This is a genomic window from Pedobacter nyackensis, assembly GCF_032678475.1.
GTDB lineage: Bacteria > Bacteroidota > Bacteroidia > Sphingobacteriales > Sphingobacteriaceae > Pedobacter > Pedobacter nyackensis_A.
Genome location: NZ_JAVTSF010000007.1, coordinates 37,571 through 57,591 on the forward strand (window position 1 = coordinate 37,571; position 20,021 = coordinate 57,591).

General features: G+C 38.4%; 19 protein-coding genes. 11 read left to right on the forward strand and 8 right to left on the reverse strand.

Annotated features, from left to right (window positions below):
- Positions 1–112 precede the first annotated feature (112 nt).
- From R2Q84_RS19980 to R2Q84_RS20000, 5 genes are all read left to right on the forward strand, one after another.
- Positions 113–1,546: a Gfo/Idh/MocA family protein gene (locus tag R2Q84_RS19980; RefSeq protein WP_316818368.1), complete on the forward strand. Its 1,434-nt coding sequence runs from the start codon at positions 113–115 to the stop codon at positions 1,544–1,546.
- Positions 1,547–1,804: 258 nt separating this feature from the next.
- Positions 1,805–3,151 (forward strand): trigger factor, encoded by a 1,347-nt coding sequence (gene tig / locus R2Q84_RS19985; protein WP_316818369.1) that lies wholly within the window; start codon positions 1,805–1,807, stop codon positions 3,149–3,151.
- A gap of 177 nt (positions 3,152–3,328) precedes the next feature.
- The gene (gene clpP, locus R2Q84_RS19990) at positions 3,329–4,021 is read left to right on the forward strand and encodes an ATP-dependent Clp endopeptidase proteolytic subunit ClpP (RefSeq protein WP_316818370.1); all 693 of its coding nucleotides are present in this window, start codon (positions 3,329–3,331) and stop codon (positions 4,019–4,021) included.
- 3 nt (positions 4,022–4,024) lie between these two features.
- Complete coding sequence (gene clpX, locus R2Q84_RS19995) at positions 4,025–5,266, forward strand: ATP-dependent Clp protease ATP-binding subunit ClpX (protein WP_316818371.1); 1,242 nt, start codon at positions 4,025–4,027, stop codon at positions 5,264–5,266.
- A 262-nt stretch (positions 5,267–5,528) separates the two neighbouring features.
- Positions 5,529–6,392: an AMP nucleosidase gene (locus tag R2Q84_RS20000; protein ID WP_316818372.1), complete on the forward strand. Its 864-nt coding sequence runs from the start codon at positions 5,529–5,531 to the stop codon at positions 6,390–6,392.
- Here R2Q84_RS20000 and R2Q84_RS20005 read toward each other — a convergent pair.
- The 5 genes from R2Q84_RS20005 to sppA are packed head-to-tail and all read right to left on the reverse strand — an operon-like array spanning position 6,389 to position 12,014.
- The gene (locus R2Q84_RS20005) at positions 6,389–6,892 is read right to left on the reverse strand and encodes a SixA phosphatase family protein (protein ID WP_316818373.1); all 504 of its coding nucleotides are present in this window, start codon (positions 6,890–6,892) and stop codon (positions 6,389–6,391) included. The two genes, R2Q84_RS20000 and R2Q84_RS20005, sit on opposite strands and share 4 nt — an antisense overlap.
- Positions 6,885–7,925 (reverse strand): glycosyltransferase family 9 protein, encoded by a 1,041-nt coding sequence (locus tag R2Q84_RS20010; RefSeq protein ID WP_316818374.1) that lies wholly within the window; start codon positions 7,923–7,925, stop codon positions 6,885–6,887. The genes R2Q84_RS20005 and R2Q84_RS20010 overlap by 8 nt, the downstream gene beginning before the upstream one ends.
- A complete protein-coding gene (locus R2Q84_RS20015; protein WP_316818375.1) occupies positions 7,922–8,530 on the reverse strand; it encodes a DUF4254 domain-containing protein in 609 nt (202 codons plus the stop codon). Before R2Q84_RS20015 ends, R2Q84_RS20010 begins: the two co-directional genes overlap by 4 nt.
- A 19-nt stretch (positions 8,531–8,549) precedes the next feature.
- A complete protein-coding gene (locus R2Q84_RS20020; RefSeq protein WP_316818376.1) occupies positions 8,550–10,226 on the reverse strand; it encodes a helix-hairpin-helix domain-containing protein in 1,677 nt (558 codons plus the stop codon).
- Between the two features lie 15 nt (positions 10,227–10,241).
- Positions 10,242–12,014, reverse strand: coding sequence for a signal peptide peptidase SppA (gene sppA, locus R2Q84_RS20025; RefSeq protein WP_316818377.1), 1,773 nt, complete (start codon positions 12,012–12,014; stop codon positions 10,242–10,244).
- Positions 12,015–12,085: 71 nt separating this feature from the next.
- Between sppA and folK the strand changes: the two genes are divergently transcribed.
- Both folK and R2Q84_RS20035 read left to right on the forward strand, forming a co-directional pair.
- Positions 12,086–12,580 (forward strand): 2-amino-4-hydroxy-6-hydroxymethyldihydropteridine diphosphokinase, encoded by a 495-nt coding sequence (gene folK / locus R2Q84_RS20030; RefSeq protein WP_316818378.1) that lies wholly within the window; start codon positions 12,086–12,088, stop codon positions 12,578–12,580.
- A 17-nt stretch (positions 12,581–12,597) separates the two neighbouring features.
- Positions 12,598–12,978, forward strand: a complete 381-nt coding sequence (locus R2Q84_RS20035) for an Hpt domain-containing protein (protein ID WP_316818379.1) — start codon at positions 12,598–12,600, stop codon at positions 12,976–12,978.
- A gap of 1 nt (position 12,979) precedes the next feature.
- On the opposite strand, the gene pssA is transcribed toward R2Q84_RS20035, so the two are convergent.
- Together pssA and rho are read right to left on the reverse strand one after the other, a co-directional pair.
- Entirely contained in the window at positions 12,980–13,660 is a 681-nt protein-coding gene (gene pssA / locus R2Q84_RS20040) for a CDP-diacylglycerol--serine O-phosphatidyltransferase (protein WP_316818380.1), read from the reverse strand.
- Positions 13,661–13,778: 118 nt separating this feature from the next.
- A complete protein-coding gene (gene rho / locus R2Q84_RS20045; protein WP_316818381.1) occupies positions 13,779–15,602 on the reverse strand; it encodes a transcription termination factor Rho in 1,824 nt (607 codons plus the stop codon).
- A 348-nt stretch (positions 15,603–15,950) separates the two neighbouring features.
- On the opposite strand from rho, the gene pyrF reads away from it, so the two are divergent.
- The 4 genes from pyrF to R2Q84_RS20065 are packed head-to-tail and all read left to right on the forward strand — an operon-like array spanning position 15,951 to position 19,224.
- Positions 15,951–16,781, forward strand: coding sequence for an orotidine-5'-phosphate decarboxylase (gene pyrF, locus R2Q84_RS20050; RefSeq protein WP_316818382.1), 831 nt, complete (start codon positions 15,951–15,953; stop codon positions 16,779–16,781).
- Positions 16,778–17,680, forward strand: coding sequence for a DMT family transporter (locus R2Q84_RS20055; protein ID WP_316818383.1), 903 nt, complete (start codon positions 16,778–16,780; stop codon positions 17,678–17,680). Before pyrF ends, R2Q84_RS20055 begins: the two co-directional genes overlap by 4 nt.
- 40 nt (positions 17,681–17,720) lie before the next feature.
- Positions 17,721–19,001 carry a DUF2851 family protein gene (locus tag R2Q84_RS20060; RefSeq protein WP_316818384.1) on the forward strand — a complete coding sequence of 427 codons (1,281 nt, stop codon included), beginning with the start codon at positions 17,721–17,723 and terminating at the stop codon, positions 18,999–19,001.
- Between the two features lies 1 nt (position 19,002).
- Positions 19,003–19,224 carry a PspC domain-containing protein gene (locus R2Q84_RS20065; protein WP_316818385.1) on the forward strand — a complete coding sequence of 74 codons (222 nt, stop codon included), beginning with the start codon at positions 19,003–19,005 and terminating at the stop codon, positions 19,222–19,224.
- On the opposite strand, the gene R2Q84_RS20070 is transcribed toward R2Q84_RS20065, so the two are convergent.
- Positions 19,225–19,869 carry an ankyrin repeat domain-containing protein gene (locus R2Q84_RS20070; protein WP_316818386.1) on the reverse strand — a complete coding sequence of 215 codons (645 nt, stop codon included), beginning with the start codon at positions 19,867–19,869 and terminating at the stop codon, positions 19,225–19,227.
- Positions 19,870–20,021: the final 152 nt, after the last annotated feature.

Consider the following 20,021-nt stretch of genomic DNA (forward strand, 5'->3'; position numbering starts at 1 on the left):
AAAGGGGTTGCTTTTTTGTTTTTCTTCATTTTTCGTTTTTTGTGCGCTAAGTGTTTATATTTATCAAAAATCTTATGTATTTATTATTTTTTGATACACACTGAAACTAAACATGAAACCAAACAGAAGAAAGTTTTTACAACAATTAGCTATTGGATCCGGAGCGTTGACACTTGGATTGCCGGCTTTTGTTCAGGCAAATGAAGCCAGTCAATCAATCGATGAATCTTCGTCGAATCCTTTAAATGGAGTTAATTCAGCACCACGGTTTAATATGAGCGGCTATGCAGCTCCTAAGATCGACAAAGTTAAAGTCGGTGTTATAGGGCTTGGAATGAGGGGGCCTGGTGCTGTAGAGAGGTTGTCTTTCATTGAAGGCGTAGAGATTAAAGCTTTGTGTGATAAATTGCCGGAAAGAGCATCGAAAGCACAAAAATATTTGGTAAACAAAGGTTTGCCAAAGGCAAAGGAATATTCGGGAGAGAACGGTTGGAAAGAGATGATCGACAAGGAAGGGCTTGATCTTGTTTATATCTGTACACCATGGAGTCTGCACACTCCGATGGCTGTTTATGCGATGGAAGGTGGTGCGCATGCGGCTACTGAAGTTCCAGCAGCCTTAACAATGGAAGACTGCTGGAAGTTAGTAGATACTTCTGAAAAGACAAAAAAGCATTGTATGATGCTGGAAAACTGCTGTTATGACTTCTTTGAGATGCTAACGCTGAATATGGTTCGTAATGGTATGTTCGGCGAGTTGATTCATGCAGAGGGGGCTTATAACCATGATTTGCTGGGTTTGAACTTCAGTAAAAACGGCTACCAGGATATGTGGAGATTGAAAGAGAATATCAATTTCAACGGGAATTTGTATCCTACACATGGACTTGGACCAATTGCTCAGTGTCTTAATATCAACAGAGGTGATAGAATGGATTACCTGGTTTCTGTTTCTACTAATGATTTTCTAATGGAAGCGGAAGCAGAAAAATTGGCACAAAAAGATGATTTCTATAAGCAGTTTGTAGGTAAGAACTATCGTGGAAATATGAATACGACCACGATTAGGACTGTTAAAGGGAAGACGATGATGTTGCAACATGATGTGTCTACACCAAGACCATATTCCAGACTTCATGTACTGAGTGGTACAAAAGCTTCGGCTAGTAAATATCCGGAGGAAAAAATTGCGATTGGAGAAGAGTGGGTGAAAGATGCAGAATTGAAAAAACTATATGAGACTTATAGTCCTCCAATCATCAAACACGTAGGTGAGATTGCAAAGAAAATAGGTGGTCACGGTGGAATGGATTTCATGATGGATTGGCGCCTGATTGATTGTTTACGGAATGGTTTGCCATTGGATCAGGATGTTTATGATGCAGCTTCATGGAGTTGTATCATTCCATTGAGTAAAAAATCTGTTTCTAAAAGATCATCAGGTATCGATATTCCTGATTTTACCAGGGGTGCATGGGCAAATAATAAGCCTGTAAATTTAACGCTGGATGGCGGGGGAAATACCCCTGTACGGAGCGCAAAGTAATATAGTCGGTACTTTTTATTCACCTCCGTATCTGCTGATACGGAGGTTTTTTTATGTTGCTGGGGTGCTGGACTACAGACATTTCGCAGACATAATATTTTCAATTATAAGCTTTGAAATCAACAAAAAAGCATATATTTGCGCCCTCGAAAGGGAAATTTGAGCGGTAGATTGGGAGTCAATTCTTCCGCGTTAAACTTCCTCCGCCACTCGGGGGATTTTTTGTATATAGACATTAATAATTATTGATTCAGAAAGATGAACATTACACAGGAAAAAATTAACGACTTAAACGCGGTTGTAAAAATTAAGATTGCGCCTGAAGATTATACTGAAAAGGTTGAAAAAACTATCAAAGAACAAGCAAAAAAGGCTACCCTTCCTGGTTTTCGTAAAGGAATGGTTCCTGCAGCCCACATTAAAAAAATGTATGGCAGAAGCATTCTTGTAGAAGAGATCAATAATTTGTTAAGTGAAACATTAAACAAACACCTTACAGATAATAAAGTAGAAATCCTTGGTCAGCCTTTGCCTGTAATGGACGATACTAAGGAGTTCAAATGGGATTATACTGATGAGTTTGAATTTGATTATGAATTAGGTCTTGCTCCGGCAATTGATGTGAAAATCACTTCAAAAGATAAGTTTACTAAATATATTGTTAAAGCTGATGCTGAAACGCTAGCTGGACGTATTAAAAATATCCGTAAGAGCTATGGCAAAATGACAAACCCTGAAGTTTCGGCAGAAGGAGATGTAATTTATGCCGAATTAGCACAACTTTCTGCTGATGGTTCAGTTTTTGAAGGTGGAATTACAGCAACGGGATCTGTTCGGTTAGATTTAGTGACTGATAAAAAGATTTTAAAATCTTTGGTTGGTTTGAAAAAAGATGACGTTGTAGAACTTGATGTTCAGAAAGCTTTTGATAAAAATGAGGTAACTATCGCTAAATTATTAAACATCAGCGAAGAGGATGCTAAAGCGGTACAATCGAAGTTCCAGGTAACGGTTAAAAATGTAAACCGTTTAGATGAGGCTGATTTAAACCAGGAGTTCTTTGATAAATTGTTTGGTGCAGGTGTCGTAACTGACGAAGCTGGTTTTACTGCTAAAATCACTGAAGAAGTGGAAGGTATGTTCCAGCAGGATGCAGATCGTAAATTGCAGAATGACATTTATACGAAACTGATCGAGTCGGTAAACATTGAATTACCTGATGAGTTTTTACGTAAGTGGTTAAAAGCAACTAACGAAAAATTAACTGAAGCAGAATTGGCTGAAGGTTATGATGATTTTGCTAAAAACTTGAAATGGACGTTAATCGAGAATAAATTGATTAAAGAGAATAACATCGAAATTAAATATGAAGATGTTTTCCAAACGGCAAAACAACGTTTAGATGCACAGTTTAGAATGTATAGCCCAAGTCCAATGCCGGAAGACCAACTGGCTCAGTATACGGCTACTTTCCTGAAAGAGAAAGACAACGCTAATCGTATTTTTGATGAGGTTAAAGCCATTAAAGTATTCGAATACATTCAAACTGTTGCTACTATTGATGAAAAAGAAATAGCTTATAACAAGTTTGTTGAATTAAAATAGACAGGTTTTAGACGGCAATATTTTAATTTTTATAAAAATAACAGATAAGGCGGCTTTAATTAAGGCCGCCTTATTTATATAATAGTGATACTCAAATTTTACAATACCACAATAAATTACCAAATTAGTTTTATTACTATTGGTAAAGAATAGTAGAAAAGATAACAATTATAAATCATGAAGATAGATAAAGACGAATTTAGAAAATACGCAGTTAAACATCACCGCATTAATGGTTTAAATGTTGACCGTTTTATTGGTGCTACTAATAATTCTCCGAAAAGTATGACTCCTTATATTATCGAGGAGCGTCAGCTTAATGTTGCGCAAATGGATGTGTTTTCCCGTTTGATGATGGATCGTATCATTTTTTTAGGTGATGCTATTTATGATGGAAATGCAAATATTATTCAGGCACAATTGTTGTTCTTACAGTCAACAGATAACAATAGAGACATTCAAATCTACATCAACTCGCCAGGAGGTTCTGTTTATGCGGGTTTAGGTATTTATGATACCATGCAATACATCACACCAGATGTGGCTACAATTTGTACAGGTATGGCGGCATCTATGGGTGCGGTATTATTAGTTGCAGGTGCAAAAGGCAAACGTGCTGCATTACCTCACTCTCGTGTAATGATTCATCAGCCTTCTGGGGGTGCACAAGGTGTGGCATCTGATATGGAAATCAATTTGAGAGAGATGCTTAAATTGAAAAAAGAATTATATGATATTATTTCTAATCACTCCGGGCAGAGCTATGAGTGGGTAGAAAAGGCTTCAGACCGTGATTACTGGATGAAAGCTGACGAAGCAAAAAGCTTCGGAATGATTGATGAAGTGCTAGGTGCTAGCAACAAAGATTAAAAGATGGCAAAACAAAGTAAAGAATCCCGTTGTTCATTTTGTGGCTCAGGTAAGCAAGATACTTTAATGCTTATCGAAGGTCTGGATGCATTTATCTGTGATAAATGTGTTACCCAGGCTAATCAGCTGCTGGTGCAGGAACTGGGAAGTAAAAAATCGAAACCTTTAGACACTTCGATTACCTTATTAAAACCTCAGGAAATTAAAGCGCATATTGATCAGTATGTTATTGGTCAGGATGATGCTAAAAAGGTACTTTCTGTGGCGGTATACAATCACTATAAAAGGTTGGGACAGAAGGTTGAGAAAGGTGATGAAGTGGAGATTGAAAAATCGAACATCATGCTGGTAGGTGAGACTGGTACGGGTAAAACCCTGTTGGCTAAAACTATCGCTAAAATATTGCATGTGCCTTTCTGTATTGTTGATGCAACTGTGCTTACCGAAGCTGGTTACGTTGGCGAAGATGTAGAAAGTATCCTTACACGTTTGTTACAGGCTGCTGATTATGATGTAGCTTCTGCAGAACGTGGAATTGTATATATTGATGAGGTGGATAAGGTTGCACGTAAAAGTGATAACCCTTCTATTACCCGTGATGTTTCCGGGGAAGGTGTACAACAGGCGCTATTGAAGATTTTAGAGGGCACGGTGGTTAATGTTCCGCCTCAGGGTGGACGTAAGCATCCGGATCAGAAAATGATTCCTGTGAATACGAATAACATCTTGTTTATTTGCGGTGGCGCCTTTGATGGTATTGAGCGTAAAATTGCGAACAGATTACGTACACAGGCGGTAGGTTATAAAGTTAAAAAGGACGATGAAGAATTGGATCTTAAAAACCTTTATAAATATATCACGCCTCAGGATTTGAAATCATTTGGTTTGATTCCGGAGTTGATTGGTCGTGTACCTGTTTTAACACATCTTAATCCTTTGGATAAACAGGCATTGCGCAATATTTTGACTGAACCTAAGAACTCTTTGTTCCGTCAGTATGTTAAATTATTTGAGTTGGAAAATGTGAAACTTACATTTGAAGATGAGGTTTTAGATTTTATCGTGGATAAAGCTATGGAGTACAAGCTAGGCGCAAGAGGATTGAGGTCTATTTGTGAAGCTATTATGCTGGATGCCATGTTTGAAATTCCATCCGATACCAGTGTTAAAGAATTGAACATTACGCTTGATTATGCATTGGAGAAATTTGAAAAGGCCGACTTTAAGAAGTTAAAAGCTGCTTAAGAGATTTAATCCCCGGTTTACCGGGGATTTTTTTTTATATTGTTTTAAGGAATTTTCAGTGGTGTATATTGCTCGTCAACCTCATGATTGTTATATGCTCCCCGTCGTCCTGAATTTATTTCAGGATCTCTCAAGAGAAAGGTAGCATGTTCGGGATCCTGAAATAAATTCAGGATGACGAGCGCCTCATGGATGACTGGTTTTGCACGACGAATATTGGCTTAAATTAAAGACGATTGGATTAGATTAAAAAGGAAGTAATATGAACGAAGAAAAAGATGTTAAAAAAGAGGATCTTGCTTCAGGGAAAAAAAAGAAAGTTAAAGAAGTTGAATCGCCAGTAAGGAAAGGTTTGAAATCGAAGGCTGAAATTGTAAAAAACTGGTTGCCCCGGTATACAGGTCGTCCGTTGGAAGAGTTTGGTCATTATATATTGTTAACGAACTTCAGTAAGTATGTGCAGATGTTTTCGGAGTGGAATGATAATGCACCAATAATGGGACTTGATAAGCCCATGCAAAGTGTAACAGCTAATGGTATCACCATTATAAATTTCGGAATGGGAAGTCCGCTGGCTGCGACAATGATGGATCTGCTTACTGCAGTAACTCCAAAAGCAGTGTTGTTTTTAGGTAAATGCGGCGGCTTAAAGAAGAAAAATCAGTTGGGTGACCTGATACTGCCCATAGCGGCGATAAGGGGAGAGGGGACTTCTAATGACTATTTGCCGCCGGAAGTACCAGCTTTACCAGCCTTTGCTTTGCAGAAAGCAATATCAACCACCATACGCGATCATTCAAGAGATTATTGGACGGGTACCTGTTATACGACCAACCGTAGGGTATGGGAGCATGATAAAACATTCAAAAAGTATTTGAAAACTTTAAGGGCCATGGCGGTAGATATGGAAACGGCTACGATTTTTACCACAGGTTTTGCCAATAAAATTCCAACGGGAGCCTTGTTGTTGGTCTCTGATCAACCGATGATACCGGAGGGCGTAAAAACGACAGAGAGCGATAGCAATGTTACCTCAAAATATGTGGAAACACACCTTAAAATAGGGATAGATTCATTGAAGCAGTTAATTAATAACGGACTTACGGTTAAACACCTGCACTTTTAATCGTCATTCAGACTTTTTGGATAATCGAACTGGATGAGCTTACCGGTATGGTGGCTTACCAGTCCCCAATCGTCGATATCAAATTCTATCAACACGGTTCCACAGGTCGGAATATTATAAATATCCGCGTCACTTAAGTAATTAGAAAGATCTGTAAAACCTGGATTGTGTCCAAAGACAGCGATGTAATCGTACTTATTGTTAAAGTCATTAATTACTTTTAGCAAGGCAGTTACATTTGCTTCATAAATCGAAGGTATTTCTTTGATTTGTTCGGGTGATTTTTTCCATGCCTGCACAAAGTGCCGGGCAGTGGTAATGGCCCTTAGTGCGGGACTACTTACTATCAGTTGCGGAACAAGGTCTTTTTGCAATAACCTGGCTGCCATTTCAGGTGCGTTTCTATGCCCCCTAGGGTTTAAAGGTCTGTCAAAATCTGCGAGATGGGCGTTGCCCCATTCTGATTTACCATGTCTAACTAATAGCAGTTTTTTAGTCATTTCCGAGTTTTTTGAGTACACTATTTATAACAACTGATTCAGATAAATTGTTCATACAAGCAAAGTCGCCTCTGTAGCAGGGAACATTGCCATATATGGAGCATGGTCTGCAATACAAATCGATTTGTGCTGCATCGTTTATAGATTGACCATAGCCTAAAAAACCGGCATAGGGATGTGTGGCACCCCATACAGATACGACCGGGATATTTTTTAAAGAAGCGAGGTGCATGCCTGATGAGTCCATGCTTAGCATCACATCCAGATTGGAAATGAGCTTTAGTTCGTCATCCAGTTTCACCTTTTTTACTACCGACAGAATATTATCGTGTTTCTTTTCCCATTGGGCAGCAATATGTTCTTCGGCTTCGGATCCTCCAAATATAAAAAGCTGATGTCCGGCTTCTGCCAGCGACAGTAATACTGTTTCCATTTTTGGCAAAGGATAAACTTTTTGCTGATGCTGCGCAAATGGACTTACACCAATCCATTTTTTTGTTTTAGGGACTGGAACGAAAGAGAAAGTCTCTTTTTGGAGTTGGGCGGGAACAGGCTTTTCTAAGGTGTTTTTTAAGACAAAAGGGAAGCCTAGTTCTTTAAATACATCCGCATAGCGGTTTACCGTAGACTTTAATGGTTTTAAAAGCTTGTTTTCCTTACATGTTAACGCGGCCTTTTCTTTTCTACCTTTATCCAGTGTTGCTGTTTTCACTCCGGCAAGGGAAAAAAAGCATGATACAATTTTACTCCTAAGATTGTTGTGGAGGTCAGCCACAGCAGTCACTTTTTCTTTTTTAAGCTCCCTGAAAAGCTTAATCAACCCCAAAAAACCTTTATGCTTGCCTTTTGGCTCAAGCGCATGGAAGCTCAGGTTTGGAATGTCGTTAAAGAAAGGCTTAAATAATGAGCGGCTGACCACCAGTAATTCTGTATCCGGATACTCCCGTATAAATTCTTTTAACACCGGGGCAGTCATGGCTACATCTCCCATTGCTGAGAAACGAATTACCAATATTTTATTTTTGTAGGTCATTCATTATTTGTGTTGTAAAGCACAGGGTTCAGACTCGGGTCATTGTACATTTTCATCTGTTTGTAAACCTTCATATACTTATCACCATTTTCAATATCCTGTAACAATTCATCTAAGCTATTAGAAAGATCGGTTTGTTGGTTTAACAGGATGTTAAGTTTTTGTGTACACAACGTTTTATGTTCTTCCGTTGCATCAGTCCGTAAAGTTTCCTCGCGCATGTGGTAAACCTTTAATGCAAGGATAGAGAGTCTGTCAATTACCCAGGCAGGACTTTCTGAATTGATTTTTGCATTTGGTTTTGGTTGAATATTTTTATATTCCTCCAAAAAATAGCTATCAATATATTCAACCACATCCGTCCGTTCCTGATTGGAAGTGTCAATGCGTCGTTTCCATTGTAATCCTTCAACCGGATTAATTTCCGGGTTGCGCACTACATCTTCCATGTGCCATTGTACGGTATCTATCCAGCATTTTAAATACAGCAGGTGTTCAATTGAACTGATGCGGTATGGATTTTGAATGGGCTGTTCTATATTATTGTGGATGTGATAATCATTAATCGCCTCTCCGAATATTTTATTGCAAAGCTTACTAATCATGGTTCAAAGGTAAGGATAACTATTTTTTATTGTTGAAGTATTGGGAGATATCTTGTAATGTGAAACTATTTAAACATTGTTTCGCTGTTAAGCCGCCCTTTCTGCCAATTAACACACCGTAATGCATGTCGTGGAAGCCTTCCTTTCTGTGTGCATCTGGATTTATAGAAAGTAATACGCCCTTTTCAAGCGCATAGCGATGCCAACGCCAGTCAAGGTCTAACCTTAGCGGGTTTGCATTGATCTCTATCACTACATTGTTTGCTGCACAGGCATCTATTACTTTAACGTAATCAATCGGGTAACCTTTTCTGCTTAACAAGAGTCTGCCGGTAGGGTGGCCCAGGATGGTGGTGTAAGGATTTTCAATAGCGGTGATTAACCTTGATGTGGCTTTTTCCTCGTCCATACGTAAAATACTGTGAACAGAAGCGACAACGAAATCAAATGTTTTGAGGATGTCATCACTATAATCCAGGGATCCATCATATAAAATATCACTTTCTATACCTTTAAAAATACGGAAGGGAGCTAGCTTAGCATTTAATGCATCGATTTCCTGGTGCTGGGCATAGATGCGTTGCTCATTCAGACCATTTGCATAAAAAGCAGATTTGGAGTGGTCGCACATCCCAAGGTATTCTAATTTTAAGTTCTCCTTGCAGAATATCGCCATTTCTTCCAGTGTATGTACACCATCACTCCAGGTTGAATGGTTATGTAAAGAGCCTTTTAAATCCTGGTAGGTGATGAGCTGAGGCAACGTATTGGCTTTTGCCAGTTCAATTTCATTTAAGCCTTCCCTTAATTCAGGTTCAATATATGCCAAACCAGCTTTTTCATATAGCTCATATTCTGAAGAGAAAGGACCCAGGCCGGATAATGCGAGTACCTCATTTACATGCTGCTCATTGCCTGTTAGCTTAAACCAGTTCAGATAAAAATCACTTTTCAAAACCACCTGAAGTTTTACTTTTAATCCCGATTCGGTAGTCGCCAGGTAATTGTGTTCTTCCTGTTGCTCAAAAACCAGTGGTTTAAAAGTGGTTATTTTAGTCTGTATTTCTTCAGGACTGTCTGCGCCAATGATCAGTTTAATTTCTTCAATGATTTCTAAACAGCGACGATATTCTCCACCTATGCCCAATAATGGAGCGCCAGTAATTGTATTTAGCCAAACCGAAAGATCTGCATGTAATTTGTTAACTGATGCTTCAGTTTGCGCATACAGGAATTTGCCCTGTGCTGCCATTTTGAACTCGATGATTTTTTTGATCTCTTCCTGTGTTTTCAGTCCGAATCCTTTAGCTTCAATTAACCTGTTTTCATTGCAGGCATAATAAAGTTCGCCTATGTTCTCGATGCCTAGTTCTTTCCAGATGACAACGATCTTTTTTGGACCAATGCCTTTAATTCCCAGCATTTCTACGATACCTTCAGGGGTTTCGGCAAGTATAGCGTCCAGTTCGGCCATTGATCCGGTTTCTAAAAGCTCCCATACTTTTGCTGATATGCTTTTGCCAAGCCCATCAATCTGGGCTATTTCTTCCAGAGTCTTGCCCTGAACTGCATACGGTAACTTATCAACTTTAAAAGCGGCGTTGGCCACTGATTTGATTTTAAAAGGGTTCTCATTGTGGAGTTCCATCAATTGAGAAAGCAGGCGTAAAGTGCGGGCAATAGTTTTATTTTCCATTAAGAAAATGATTTTTTATTGGATTTTAATTTCAAAAGGCATTCTGGTTTGTATGCCAGATCTGGATATCGCTGATTTTATTTGCTGATAAATGATGTAGTTGGCACCAAGTTCTTGTTTGGTATAATAGGTTTTAACCTTTTCGGTGGTGTTTTCCATTAATGATTTGAAAGGGTCAAGCATTTCAGGATATTCAACTACACTATATTCTTTGACGTTTGCTTTTTTTGCAGCAGCAGCTATCGCCTGGTTAAAGTTGGCGGTTCTATCGGCCAAACCAATTTTAACGGCATCGGTACCTACCCAGACCCGTCCGCCTGCAATGCTGTCGACGTATGCTTTTGTACGTTTACGCCCATCAGCTACGCGGGTAATAAAACTGTCGTATACACGATTTACATCATTTTGCACGATTAAACGTTCTCCGTCGGTCATTGGACGGTCTGTACTCATGATGTCCGCATATTTCCCGGTTTTAACACCATCAAATGTGATTCCCAGTTTTTCATTATATAATTTCTTAAGGTTAGGGATGACACCAAATACACCTATAGATCCGGTGATGGTATTGGGCTGTACAAAAATGGAGTCGGCAGCGCAGGCTATGTAATATCCACCGGAGGCGGCTACATCACCAAAAGAAGCAATTACCGGTTTAATCTTTTTGCTCAATACAATTTCTCTCCAGATTACATCGGAAGCTAGTGCGCTACCTCCAGGCGAATTTACCCTCAAAACTATGGCTTTGATACTGCTGTCTAAACGCGCCTTTCTAATTGCTCTGGAAATACGTTCAGAACCAATCTGTTCATCAGAACCTTCACCTCCAGTAATATCACCATTGGCGTAAATTACAGCTACTTTATTTTTCGCAGATTTATTCTGGTCGGTCGCCACATTGCGGGCATATTCGTTTATAGTAATAGTAGACAAATTACTCTTTTTGTCTTTCCCACTTAGTGATTTTAATTCTTCGATAATTTCGTCTTTGTATTTCAGGGCATCTACCATTTTATAGGCGACAGCATCAATAGGTTCCTGAATTTTATAATCATCAGCAATCTGATGTAAAACCGGTGCACTGATATTTCTGCTTGCGGCAATTCCATCCAGAAAAGTTTCGTATAATCCGTTTAAATAGATAGTTACCTGTTCCCGGTTTTTATCACTCATTTTATCTGTGAAGAATGGTTCGACAGCACTTTTATAGTTTCCTACTCTTACGATTTGTGCTTCAATACCTAATTTGTCAAGCGCACCTTTAAAGAACATGGTTTGAGACTTCATGCCTTTAAACTCCAGTGCACCTTCGGGATTTAAATATACTTTATCCGCAACGGAAGCCAGGTAATAAGCACCCTGGGTATACACTTCACTATAAGCTATTATTTTCTTTTTGCTGGTTTTAAAGTCGATCAATGCGTCCCTGATTTCGCGCATAGTGGCAAAGCCAGCTTGTGGCGAACTTACACTAAGGTAAACGCATTTGATATTTTCGTCTGTTTTTGCTTCACGAAGGGCGCGGATGACATCATTAAAGCCGATGCTTTTATTGACTTCTGAGCCAACAACTGGTAGTTTAGAAAAAGGATCTTCCATTGTTCGCTCGGTGATGGTCTGATCCAGGTTAAGAAAGAGAACCGAATTATTACTTACACTAACTTTGTCCTCGTTGAGTGAGGATTTTACAATTCCCACGATAAGTACGACGAAAAACACTAAAAACAGCACGAGCGAAATGACTACTCCTACAACTGTTGCAAAAACATATTTAAAAAATTCTCTCATGTGCCAGGTAAATATTTATTTTGTAAAGATAAGTAAACGATAATGAGTTTACCTTGTAAATTGGGCTTTATATGGAATTGGATAGTGAAAATGTTTATTTGTTACTAGGAAGTAATTTAGGAGATAGGGATGAATTGATAAATGCCGGGTTAAGGGAGGTCGCATTCCGTATTGGTGATGTTTTTAGTACTTCTTCATTTTACGAAACCGCAGCCTGGGGTAAAGAAGATCAGCCTTCATTTTTAAATGTAGCAGTGGGAGTTACCACAATCATGAGTCCGCTGGAAGTATTGGAGACTGCTTTGCAAATAGAGTCTGAGTTGGGTAGGGTGCGATACGAAAAATGGGGTGAACGGTTAATTGATATCGATGTTATATTTTACGGTGATAGGGTTGTAGATATGGGCGATAGGTTACAAATTCCACACCCACAGATGCAATACAGAAAATTTGTATTGGAACCGCTTGCAGAAATTGCTTCAAAATTCGTGCATCCAGTGCTTCAGTTAAAGATATCGGAAATATTAGAAAGATTAAATGATAATTTGTCAGTAACAAAAATTTAATTTCATTAGTTTTGTCTATGATGATAAACTTACAAAAAAATAACGAGCCCTTAGATTTGTCTTATTTAAGGGATATGTCTGGGGATAGCGCTGAATTTATCATAGAAATGATAGACATGTTTAAACTCCAGACTCCATTGTATATTACCGACCTGGAGAAGGCAATAGAGGACAAGGATTGGCCTAGGGTGTCTAACTGTGCCCATAAGATTAAACCAACATTTGCTTATGTAGGTCGTGAAGACGCAAAAGAGCATATGCAAATGATGGAAAACAATGCCAGAGATCTTAAAAACATAGAAGAACTGCCTGTCGCATTTCAGCAAATTAGCTCTTTTGTTAATGTTTTGTATGCCCAGCTTGATGAGGCTAAAGCCGATCTCGAAAAACAACTGTAAGTTATTCTTTTATTTGTCTGAAATGAATAAGTGACAGACTGATATACAGTATAAGAATTAAAGGGACAGCGGCAAACTTTAAGATCGCTACAAGGAATACAGATAAAATAAGGAAAATATACTTGATCTTGTTCTTTGCCCAGCTCGTGGAATTGAATTTAAGTGAGAAAATCCTTATTTCACTGATCAACAACCAACTCAATAATACTATTAGAGCAATTAATAGTGGGGCAGAGCCAATAAGTGAAGGATAGTCTTTTTGTATAAAAGGCAATGATACAATGAAAAGCGTATTCATTGGCGTGTTTAGCCCTATAAAATCTTCAGTTTGCCTGGTGTCAATGTTAAATTTGGCTAGCCTCAAGGCAGAAAATACCGTGATGATAAATCCGAAATAAGGCAGGTAAGGAGAAGAGAAGTCACTTTGACTTAACAATTGAAACATCACCATTCCTGGTAAAAAACCAAAACTTACTACATCCGCCAAAGAGTCCAGCTCTTTTCCAATGTCAGATTTTACATTTAGTAACCTGGCTACAAAACCGTCAAAGAAATCGAAAATACCAGAAAGCAATACAAAGTAAGCGGCTGTTTCAAGCGCACCGTTAAAAGCATAAACAATACCGATACAACCCGAAAAAAGGTTGGCACAGGTAATTGCGTTTGGAATGTGTCTTTTCATATCAGGATTAAGGAACAAGGATTAAAGATTAATAATTAAGGAGCAAAGCGTAAAGAGAAAGGGCTAAACGCCCAAAGTCTTTAATCCTTGCTCCTTGTTTTTTATCTTTATACTAAAACTAGCTATTCATTGAAATTAAGAACTCTTCATTGGATTTTGTTCCTTTTATCTGAGCCTGAACAAACTCCATGGCTTCCTGAGCGTTCATGTCTGCCAGGTGGTTACGTAAGATCCATACGCGTTGTAACGTATCTCTGTCGTGTAACAGATCATCTCTACGTGTACTTGAAGCTGTAATATCAATAGCTGGGAAGATGCGTTTGTTAGATAATTTACGATCTAACTGAAGCTCCATGTTACCGGTTCCTTTAAATTCTTCGAAGATCACCTCATCCATTTTAGATCCGGTATCTGTTAATGCTGTAGCTAAAATGGTTAATGAACCACCTTTTTCAATGTTACGTGCAGCACCAAAGAAACGTTTAGGTTTATGTAATGCATTGGCATCCACACCACCTGATAATATTTTTCCCGATGCTGGAGCAGTAGTGTTGTACGCTCTTGCAAGTCTGGTAATAGAGTCCAGAAGGATAACTACATCATGTCCACATTCAACCAAACGTTTCGCTTTTTCAAGTACAATGTTGGCAATTTTAACGTGACGTTCTGCTGGCTCATCAAAAGTTGAAGCAATTACTTCAGCTCTTACACTTCTTGCCATATCAGTAACCTCCTCAGGACGTTCATCAATTAATAAGATAATCAGATAAACTTCAGGGTGGTTTTTAGCAATAGCATTGGCAACCTCTTTTAATAAATTGGTTTTACCTGTTTTAGGCTGGGCAACAATTAAACCACGCTGACCTTTACCTATAGGGGTAAATAAGTCGATGATACGAGTTGAATAATTATTGGTTTCTGTAAACAGGTTCAATCTTTCTGTTGGGAAAAGAGGGGTCAGGTAATCAAACGGTACACGATCCCTTACATCAGCAGGTAAACGTCCGTTGATGGTTTCTACTCTAACCAATGGAAAATACTTTTCACCTTCTTTCGGTGGGCGGATGCTACCTTTAACAGTATCACCTGTTTTTAAGCCAAACAATTTGATTTGTGACTGTGATACATAAATATCATCAGGTGAAGAAAGGTAATTATAGTCGGCAGACCTTAAGAAACCATATCCGTCGGGCATAATTTCAAGTACACCTTCGTTGGTGATGGTATTGTCGAAATCAAGATTAGAATAACTATTCTCGTTTTGCTTATGCTGACCGCTATTACCTTGATTTTGGTTTTTAGGTCTGTTATCTAAAGGTCTTTGTTTTTTATTGTGGTCATTGCCCGCAGGTACTCCGGTTCTGGCTTCTGGTGCTGGTGTTGTTACTGTTGCAGAAGATTCTGCTACAGGTGTTGCCGTTTTTATGATAGTTTCTGCCTCAGGGGGTGTTTCCTGTTTGTAGCTTTCAGTAGCCATTGGCTGCGGATCAAACAAAGAAGCTCTGTTAAATGGTCTTTGTGTTTTTTCTTCCGTTTCCTTTGGTGCGATGCGAATCCTTTTTCGTGAAGGTTTGTCACCCTGTGCATCTTTGTTACTGTCTTCAGCAGGTGCTGCTTTCGCAACGTGTGTTTTTGCCGGGCGCTCTTTAACAACTGGGTCAGGCTTTATTACTTCCTCTTCTACCAGAGCGGTAGCAACGGGTTCAGTATCCTTAACAGCAGTGTTTTTTGAAGCTGTATCCTTTGCTACTTTAGTTTTTGTAGCTTTTACGGGGGCTGCTTTAGGAGCAGGCTCTGCCTCGGCTTGTTGTTCTGTTATTTGGGCAATAATTTCAACAAGTTCAGCTTTACGCAATTCATCCGCATTTAGAATGCCTTGAGTTTTTGCTATCTCACGCAGTTCTGCAGTGAGTTTTTCATTTAATTCTGTTTTATTAAACATTTATATGGATGTAGAGAATTTTTTTAATAAGGTAATTTCATAATTAACTAAATTTAAGTTCATCGATTGTTTAGCTACCATGTTGTTTTTTTAATGTGATAACACACAAGGGAACCAATTGAACAAAGCAAAAAATGCAATTATAAAAGGCGTTGTTGAACAAAATTTTATGAGATTTTCTGGAATGGTCAGATAAGCTTTAGAGAATTATGGTGCAATTGTATGTATTTGAAATCTATTCTCCAAGAAAAAATTGAAAATGTTTACAATTTTTTGAATTAAAAGTTTTAGAAAGGGCCTTAAATCATCATGAAATTTGGCATCTTTGCAAGCAAAAATTACCCCCAGATGAATAAGAAGCAACTATTTGAACAAATTAAAAGTAAAAAATCTTTTTTATGTGTTGGCCTTGATCCCGTAATGGAGAATATTCCCAAGCATCTGTTCAAGTATGATAATCCGGTATTAGAGTTCAATAAACAAATCATTGATGCAACCAAAGATCTATGTGTTGCATATAAACCCAATACTGCTTTCTTCGAATCAATGGGATTGAAAGGTTGGGAGAGCCTGATCAAAACCTGGGAGTATATCCCACAAGAGATCTTTACAATTGCTGATGCGAAAAGAGGTGATATCGGGAACACTTCGGCTATGTATGCTGATGCTTTTTTTAATAAAGAAAAGTCGGGAATGAGTTTTGATGCAATTACTGTTGCGCCTTATATGGGGAAAGATTCAGTAGGCCCATTTTTAAACTACGCAGATAAATGGGTTATCCTGTTAGCTTTAACTTCTAATGCAGGACACAGTGATTTTCAACTTCATCAGACGCCAGAAGGTAAGCTTTATGAAGAAGTTATCCGGATTTCTTCGCAATGGGCGGATAGTGAACAACTGATGTACGTGGTTGGTGCGACAAGGGGGGCTGAATTTGAAAATATAAGAAGACTGGCGCCTGACAATTTCTTATTGGTTCCTGGAGTAGGGGCACAAGGGGGAAGTCTGGCAGACGTATGTCAATATGGATTGAACAGTGAATGTGGTTTGCTGGTAAACTCGGCACGCGGCATTATTTACGCCAGTAACGGAGAAGATTTTGCTGAAAAGGCCCGTGAGGAAGCTTTAAAGTTGCAGCAGGAAATGGAGCATATTTTAGCTGCCGCTAATTTGGTATGATCAAAAAAATAGATTTAAAGCTAATCTTTGCCTTGGTAGGGGTGGCTTTAATATGGGGTACGACTTACCTTGGCATCAGAGTAGCAGTAGAGACCATACCTCCCTGGTTTGTTGCTGCATTCAGACAGACTATCGCTTCGATCATATTGTTAATTATTTTGTTGCGCAAAAATGAGCTGAGCTGGCAGGGCTGGCCTTACTTGAGAAGGCAAATGATTTTGTCTTCCTTAATGATCGTTGTGGCCAATGGTATGACCACCGTTGCAGAACAAACCATTCCGAGTGGTTTAACATCGCTTTTAAATGCATTAACACCAATTTTTGTTTTTTTGGCTAGTGTGGGGATTGGTCTGCAAAAACCAAATATTAAAGGTTTTTTGGGTGTAATTATTGGATTTTTAGGTGTAGCTTTTATTTTTAGAGAAGGACTTAATGAATTGTTGGATCCTAATTATAAAACGGGTATCATGTTTTTGTGTTTTGCGGTTACAGGTTGGACAGTTGGAACAATTTATATTAAAAAGAACAATCAGAAATCTGATCACATCTTTCTTGATCTCTTTTACCAGTTTGCTTTTTCAGCTATAGTCCAGTTTGTGCTTGCTTTTATGTTCTCCGCAGATAGAAACGTATCCAATTGGAGTTTGAATAGCATGTTCGCTGTCGCTTATCTGGCTATCTTTGGTTCTGTCGTGGCCTTTTTCTGTTACCATTATGCTTTAAAAAAGGTGAGCGCTACGGAAGTTTCCATGCTCAGTTATTTCAATACGGTAATTGCTATATTTCTTGGCTGGCTCATTTTAGATGAAATTATAACAGTAGATATCCTTATTGCTACAGTGCTGATTATTATTGGTGTATTTATTACCAACTATAAAGGGAAAAAACAAACCCTCTGATTTGTGGAGTAGTTAGTCACTTTGCGTTAAATTCACAGGAATGAATTTTAACGAGGACTTTTTACACTTTATCTGGAGGTTCAGACTGTTTAATTCGGCCAGATTGATTTGTGCGGATGGTGAAGAACTGCGTGTAGTAAACCCTGGGATTTCAAATAAACATGCCGGTCCGGATTTTAGTGGTGCAAAATTGATTATTGATAAAACAACCTGGATTGGTCATGTCGAGATTCATCTTAAATCATCAGACTGGCTGCTTCATGGTCATCAGCATGATAGTTTTTATGACGGTGTCATTTTGCATGTTGTTTATCAGCATGATCAACCGATTCGCCGTACCAATGGGAGTATTGTTCCTGTTCTGGTTCTTCAAGGTCTTTTTTCAGACCAATTACTGGTGAATTATAAGGAACTGCTTACTACTGTGAATTATTTTCCTTGTGAAAAGCATATTGGACATTTGGATTCGTTTATTGTGAATACCTTTTTATCGAGGCTTGTCGTAGAGCGTTTGCAGCAAAAGTCGGAAGAGGTGTTTCAAAAACTCAATGTTAACCAGGGAGACTGGGAACAGACTTTTTATTGTTTTATAGCGAGAAACTTTGGCTTCAAAGTAAATGCAGTTCCTTTTGATTTACTTACTGCGATTTTACCCCAACATATTCTTTTGAAGCATAAAGATTCTGCACTTCAAATTGAAGCACTTTTGTTTGGACAGGCAGGATTTTTAGAACAGGAGTTTCTTGAGGCATATCCTTTAGAATTACAAGCAGAATATGGTTTTTTGAAAAAGAAATATCATTTAAAACCAATGAGTCGTAGTTTGTGGAAGTTTCTAAGAATGCGGCCGCAGAATTTCCCCACGGTTAGACTAGCGCAGTTTTCTGCACTTATTTTAAAATCAAATCAGCTTTTTTCAAAGGTATTAACGGCTTATACGTTATCGGATTTGTATGTGCTTTTTAATGAGCTTCCGGTAAATGAATATTGGCAAACACATTATCATTTTAATAAAAAGACGAAGGAAGTTGTTGTACAGCCCGGCGCTGCATCTATCGATAATGTGATCATCAATTCTGTTTGTCTTTTTTTATTTTGTTATGGGAAATATACTGATCAGCCAGATTTAATGGATAGAGCACTTGATTTCCTGGAGAAGCTACCTGCGGAACACAATGAGGTTGTAAATCAGTACCGTTATGCAGGTGTTAAAATTGGAAATGCTTTTACCTCTCAGGGCTTATTGCAATTAAATAAATGCTATTGCAATCAAAAAAAATGTTTAAATTGTGCTGTAGGAATCAAAATCTTAAGAAAATAACATGTTCCAGCAGGTGGTTACCTTTTTTGAAAAGCAGAGTTTTGGTGTATGTACATACCTTGCAGAGCGTTTAAATATCTCTATTAGTAAGATCAGGCTTTTTTTTATTTATGCATCATTTCTGGCTGTAGGCTTTCCAATTGTCTTTTATATATTGGCAGCTTTGGTGTTAGATGTACGGCATTATATTAAAAAGATCAGAATGCGGATCTGGGATGTGTAGTTAAACTTTCAGAATTTCGGCAATTTCCAGAAAGCCTTTTTCCATAGCTAAATCTGAGGGTGATTTGCCGCCTTCCATTTTTACATCTACTTCTGCTTCGTTTTCAAGCAATAATATAATCAGCTCAACATCGCCCAATTGTGCAGCTGCATGAAGCGGGGTGAATCCTGCCTGTTGCATGACATTTACATTTGCGCCGGCATTGATTAACATTTTGGTAATGGCGCGATTTCCGGCAGCAACGGCAGAGTGTATTGGGAAAACATTATAGCCATTATTAGCAGGTATATTTACATCGGCACCTCTTGCGATCAGCAGCTTTGTGATCTCTTCATGGCCAAAATAAGTAGCCAGACCAAGTGCTGTAAAACCGTCTTTAGAAAAGTTATTTACCGATGCGGGGTTCCGTTCTGTTAAAAAAGCTGTTTCTTCAAATTTGCCAAGCGCAGCGGCTTCAAACAGATTAATCTGTTTGGCAAAATTAGCTATTAATGCAGCGATCTGAGGTTTTTTATAATAGCAGGCTAACAAAATAGGAGATATACCATGACTGGTATCTTTAAGAGCGAGGCTGGGGTTTTCAGATAAAAAATCAAAGATATCCTGTCTGTTGCCTGTTTCAATTAGTGTTTCAAGATCCGCCATCGTTCCTATTAAATTTCGGTTAAAAATGTGTAAATAATTTAATATAGGCAAATGAGGAGCGTTTAATCGCAGCAAAAATTTTTTATAGATCGCATTTATAATAACTTAGCATATATTAAAATACTCGGTGTAAGTGCAATAATTTTTTTTCC

Coding starts and splice junctions, on each gene's coding strand:
- R2Q84_RS19980 (WP_316818368.1), top strand. CDS start 113: ATGAAACCAAACAGAAGAAAGTTTTTACAACAATTAGCTATTGGATCC.
- tig (WP_316818369.1), top strand. CDS start 1,805: ATGAACATTACACAGGAAAAAATTAACGACTTAAACGCGGTTGTAAAA.
- clpP (WP_316818370.1), top strand. CDS start 3,329: ATGAAGATAGATAAAGACGAATTTAGAAAATACGCAGTTAAACATCAC.
- clpX (WP_316818371.1), top strand. CDS start 4,025: ATGGCAAAACAAAGTAAAGAATCCCGTTGTTCATTTTGTGGCTCAGGT.
- R2Q84_RS20000 (WP_316818372.1), top strand. CDS start 5,529: ATGAACGAAGAAAAAGATGTTAAAAAAGAGGATCTTGCTTCAGGGAAA.
- R2Q84_RS20005 (WP_316818373.1), bottom strand. CDS start 6,892: ATGACTAAAAAACTGCTATTAGTTAGACATGGTAAATCAGAATGGGGC.
- R2Q84_RS20010 (WP_316818374.1), bottom strand. CDS start 7,925: ATGACCTACAAAAATAAAATATTGGTAATTCGTTTCTCAGCAATGGGA.
- R2Q84_RS20015 (WP_316818375.1), bottom strand. CDS start 8,530: ATGATTAGTAAGCTTTGCAATAAAATATTCGGAGAGGCGATTAATGAT.
- R2Q84_RS20020 (WP_316818376.1), bottom strand. CDS start 10,226: ATGGAAAATAAAACTATTGCCCGCACTTTACGCCTGCTTTCTCAATTG.
- sppA (WP_316818377.1), bottom strand. CDS start 12,014: ATGAGAGAATTTTTTAAATATGTTTTTGCAACAGTTGTAGGAGTAGTC.
- folK (WP_316818378.1), top strand. CDS start 12,086: ATGGAATTGGATAGTGAAAATGTTTATTTGTTACTAGGAAGTAATTTA.
- R2Q84_RS20035 (WP_316818379.1), top strand. CDS start 12,598: ATGATGATAAACTTACAAAAAAATAACGAGCCCTTAGATTTGTCTTAT.
- pssA (WP_316818380.1), bottom strand. CDS start 13,660: ATGAAAAGACACATTCCAAACGCAATTACCTGTGCCAACCTTTTTTCG.
- rho (WP_316818381.1), bottom strand. CDS start 15,602: ATGTTTAATAAAACAGAATTAAATGAAAAACTCACTGCAGAACTGCGT.
- pyrF (WP_316818382.1), top strand. CDS start 15,951: ATGAATAAGAAGCAACTATTTGAACAAATTAAAAGTAAAAAATCTTTT.
- R2Q84_RS20055 (WP_316818383.1), top strand. CDS start 16,778: ATGATCAAAAAAATAGATTTAAAGCTAATCTTTGCCTTGGTAGGGGTG.
- R2Q84_RS20060 (WP_316818384.1), top strand. CDS start 17,721: ATGAATTTTAACGAGGACTTTTTACACTTTATCTGGAGGTTCAGACTG.
- R2Q84_RS20065 (WP_316818385.1), top strand. CDS start 19,003: ATGTTCCAGCAGGTGGTTACCTTTTTTGAAAAGCAGAGTTTTGGTGTA.
- R2Q84_RS20070 (WP_316818386.1), bottom strand. CDS start 19,869: ATGGCGGATCTTGAAACACTAATTGAAACAGGCAACAGACAGGATATC.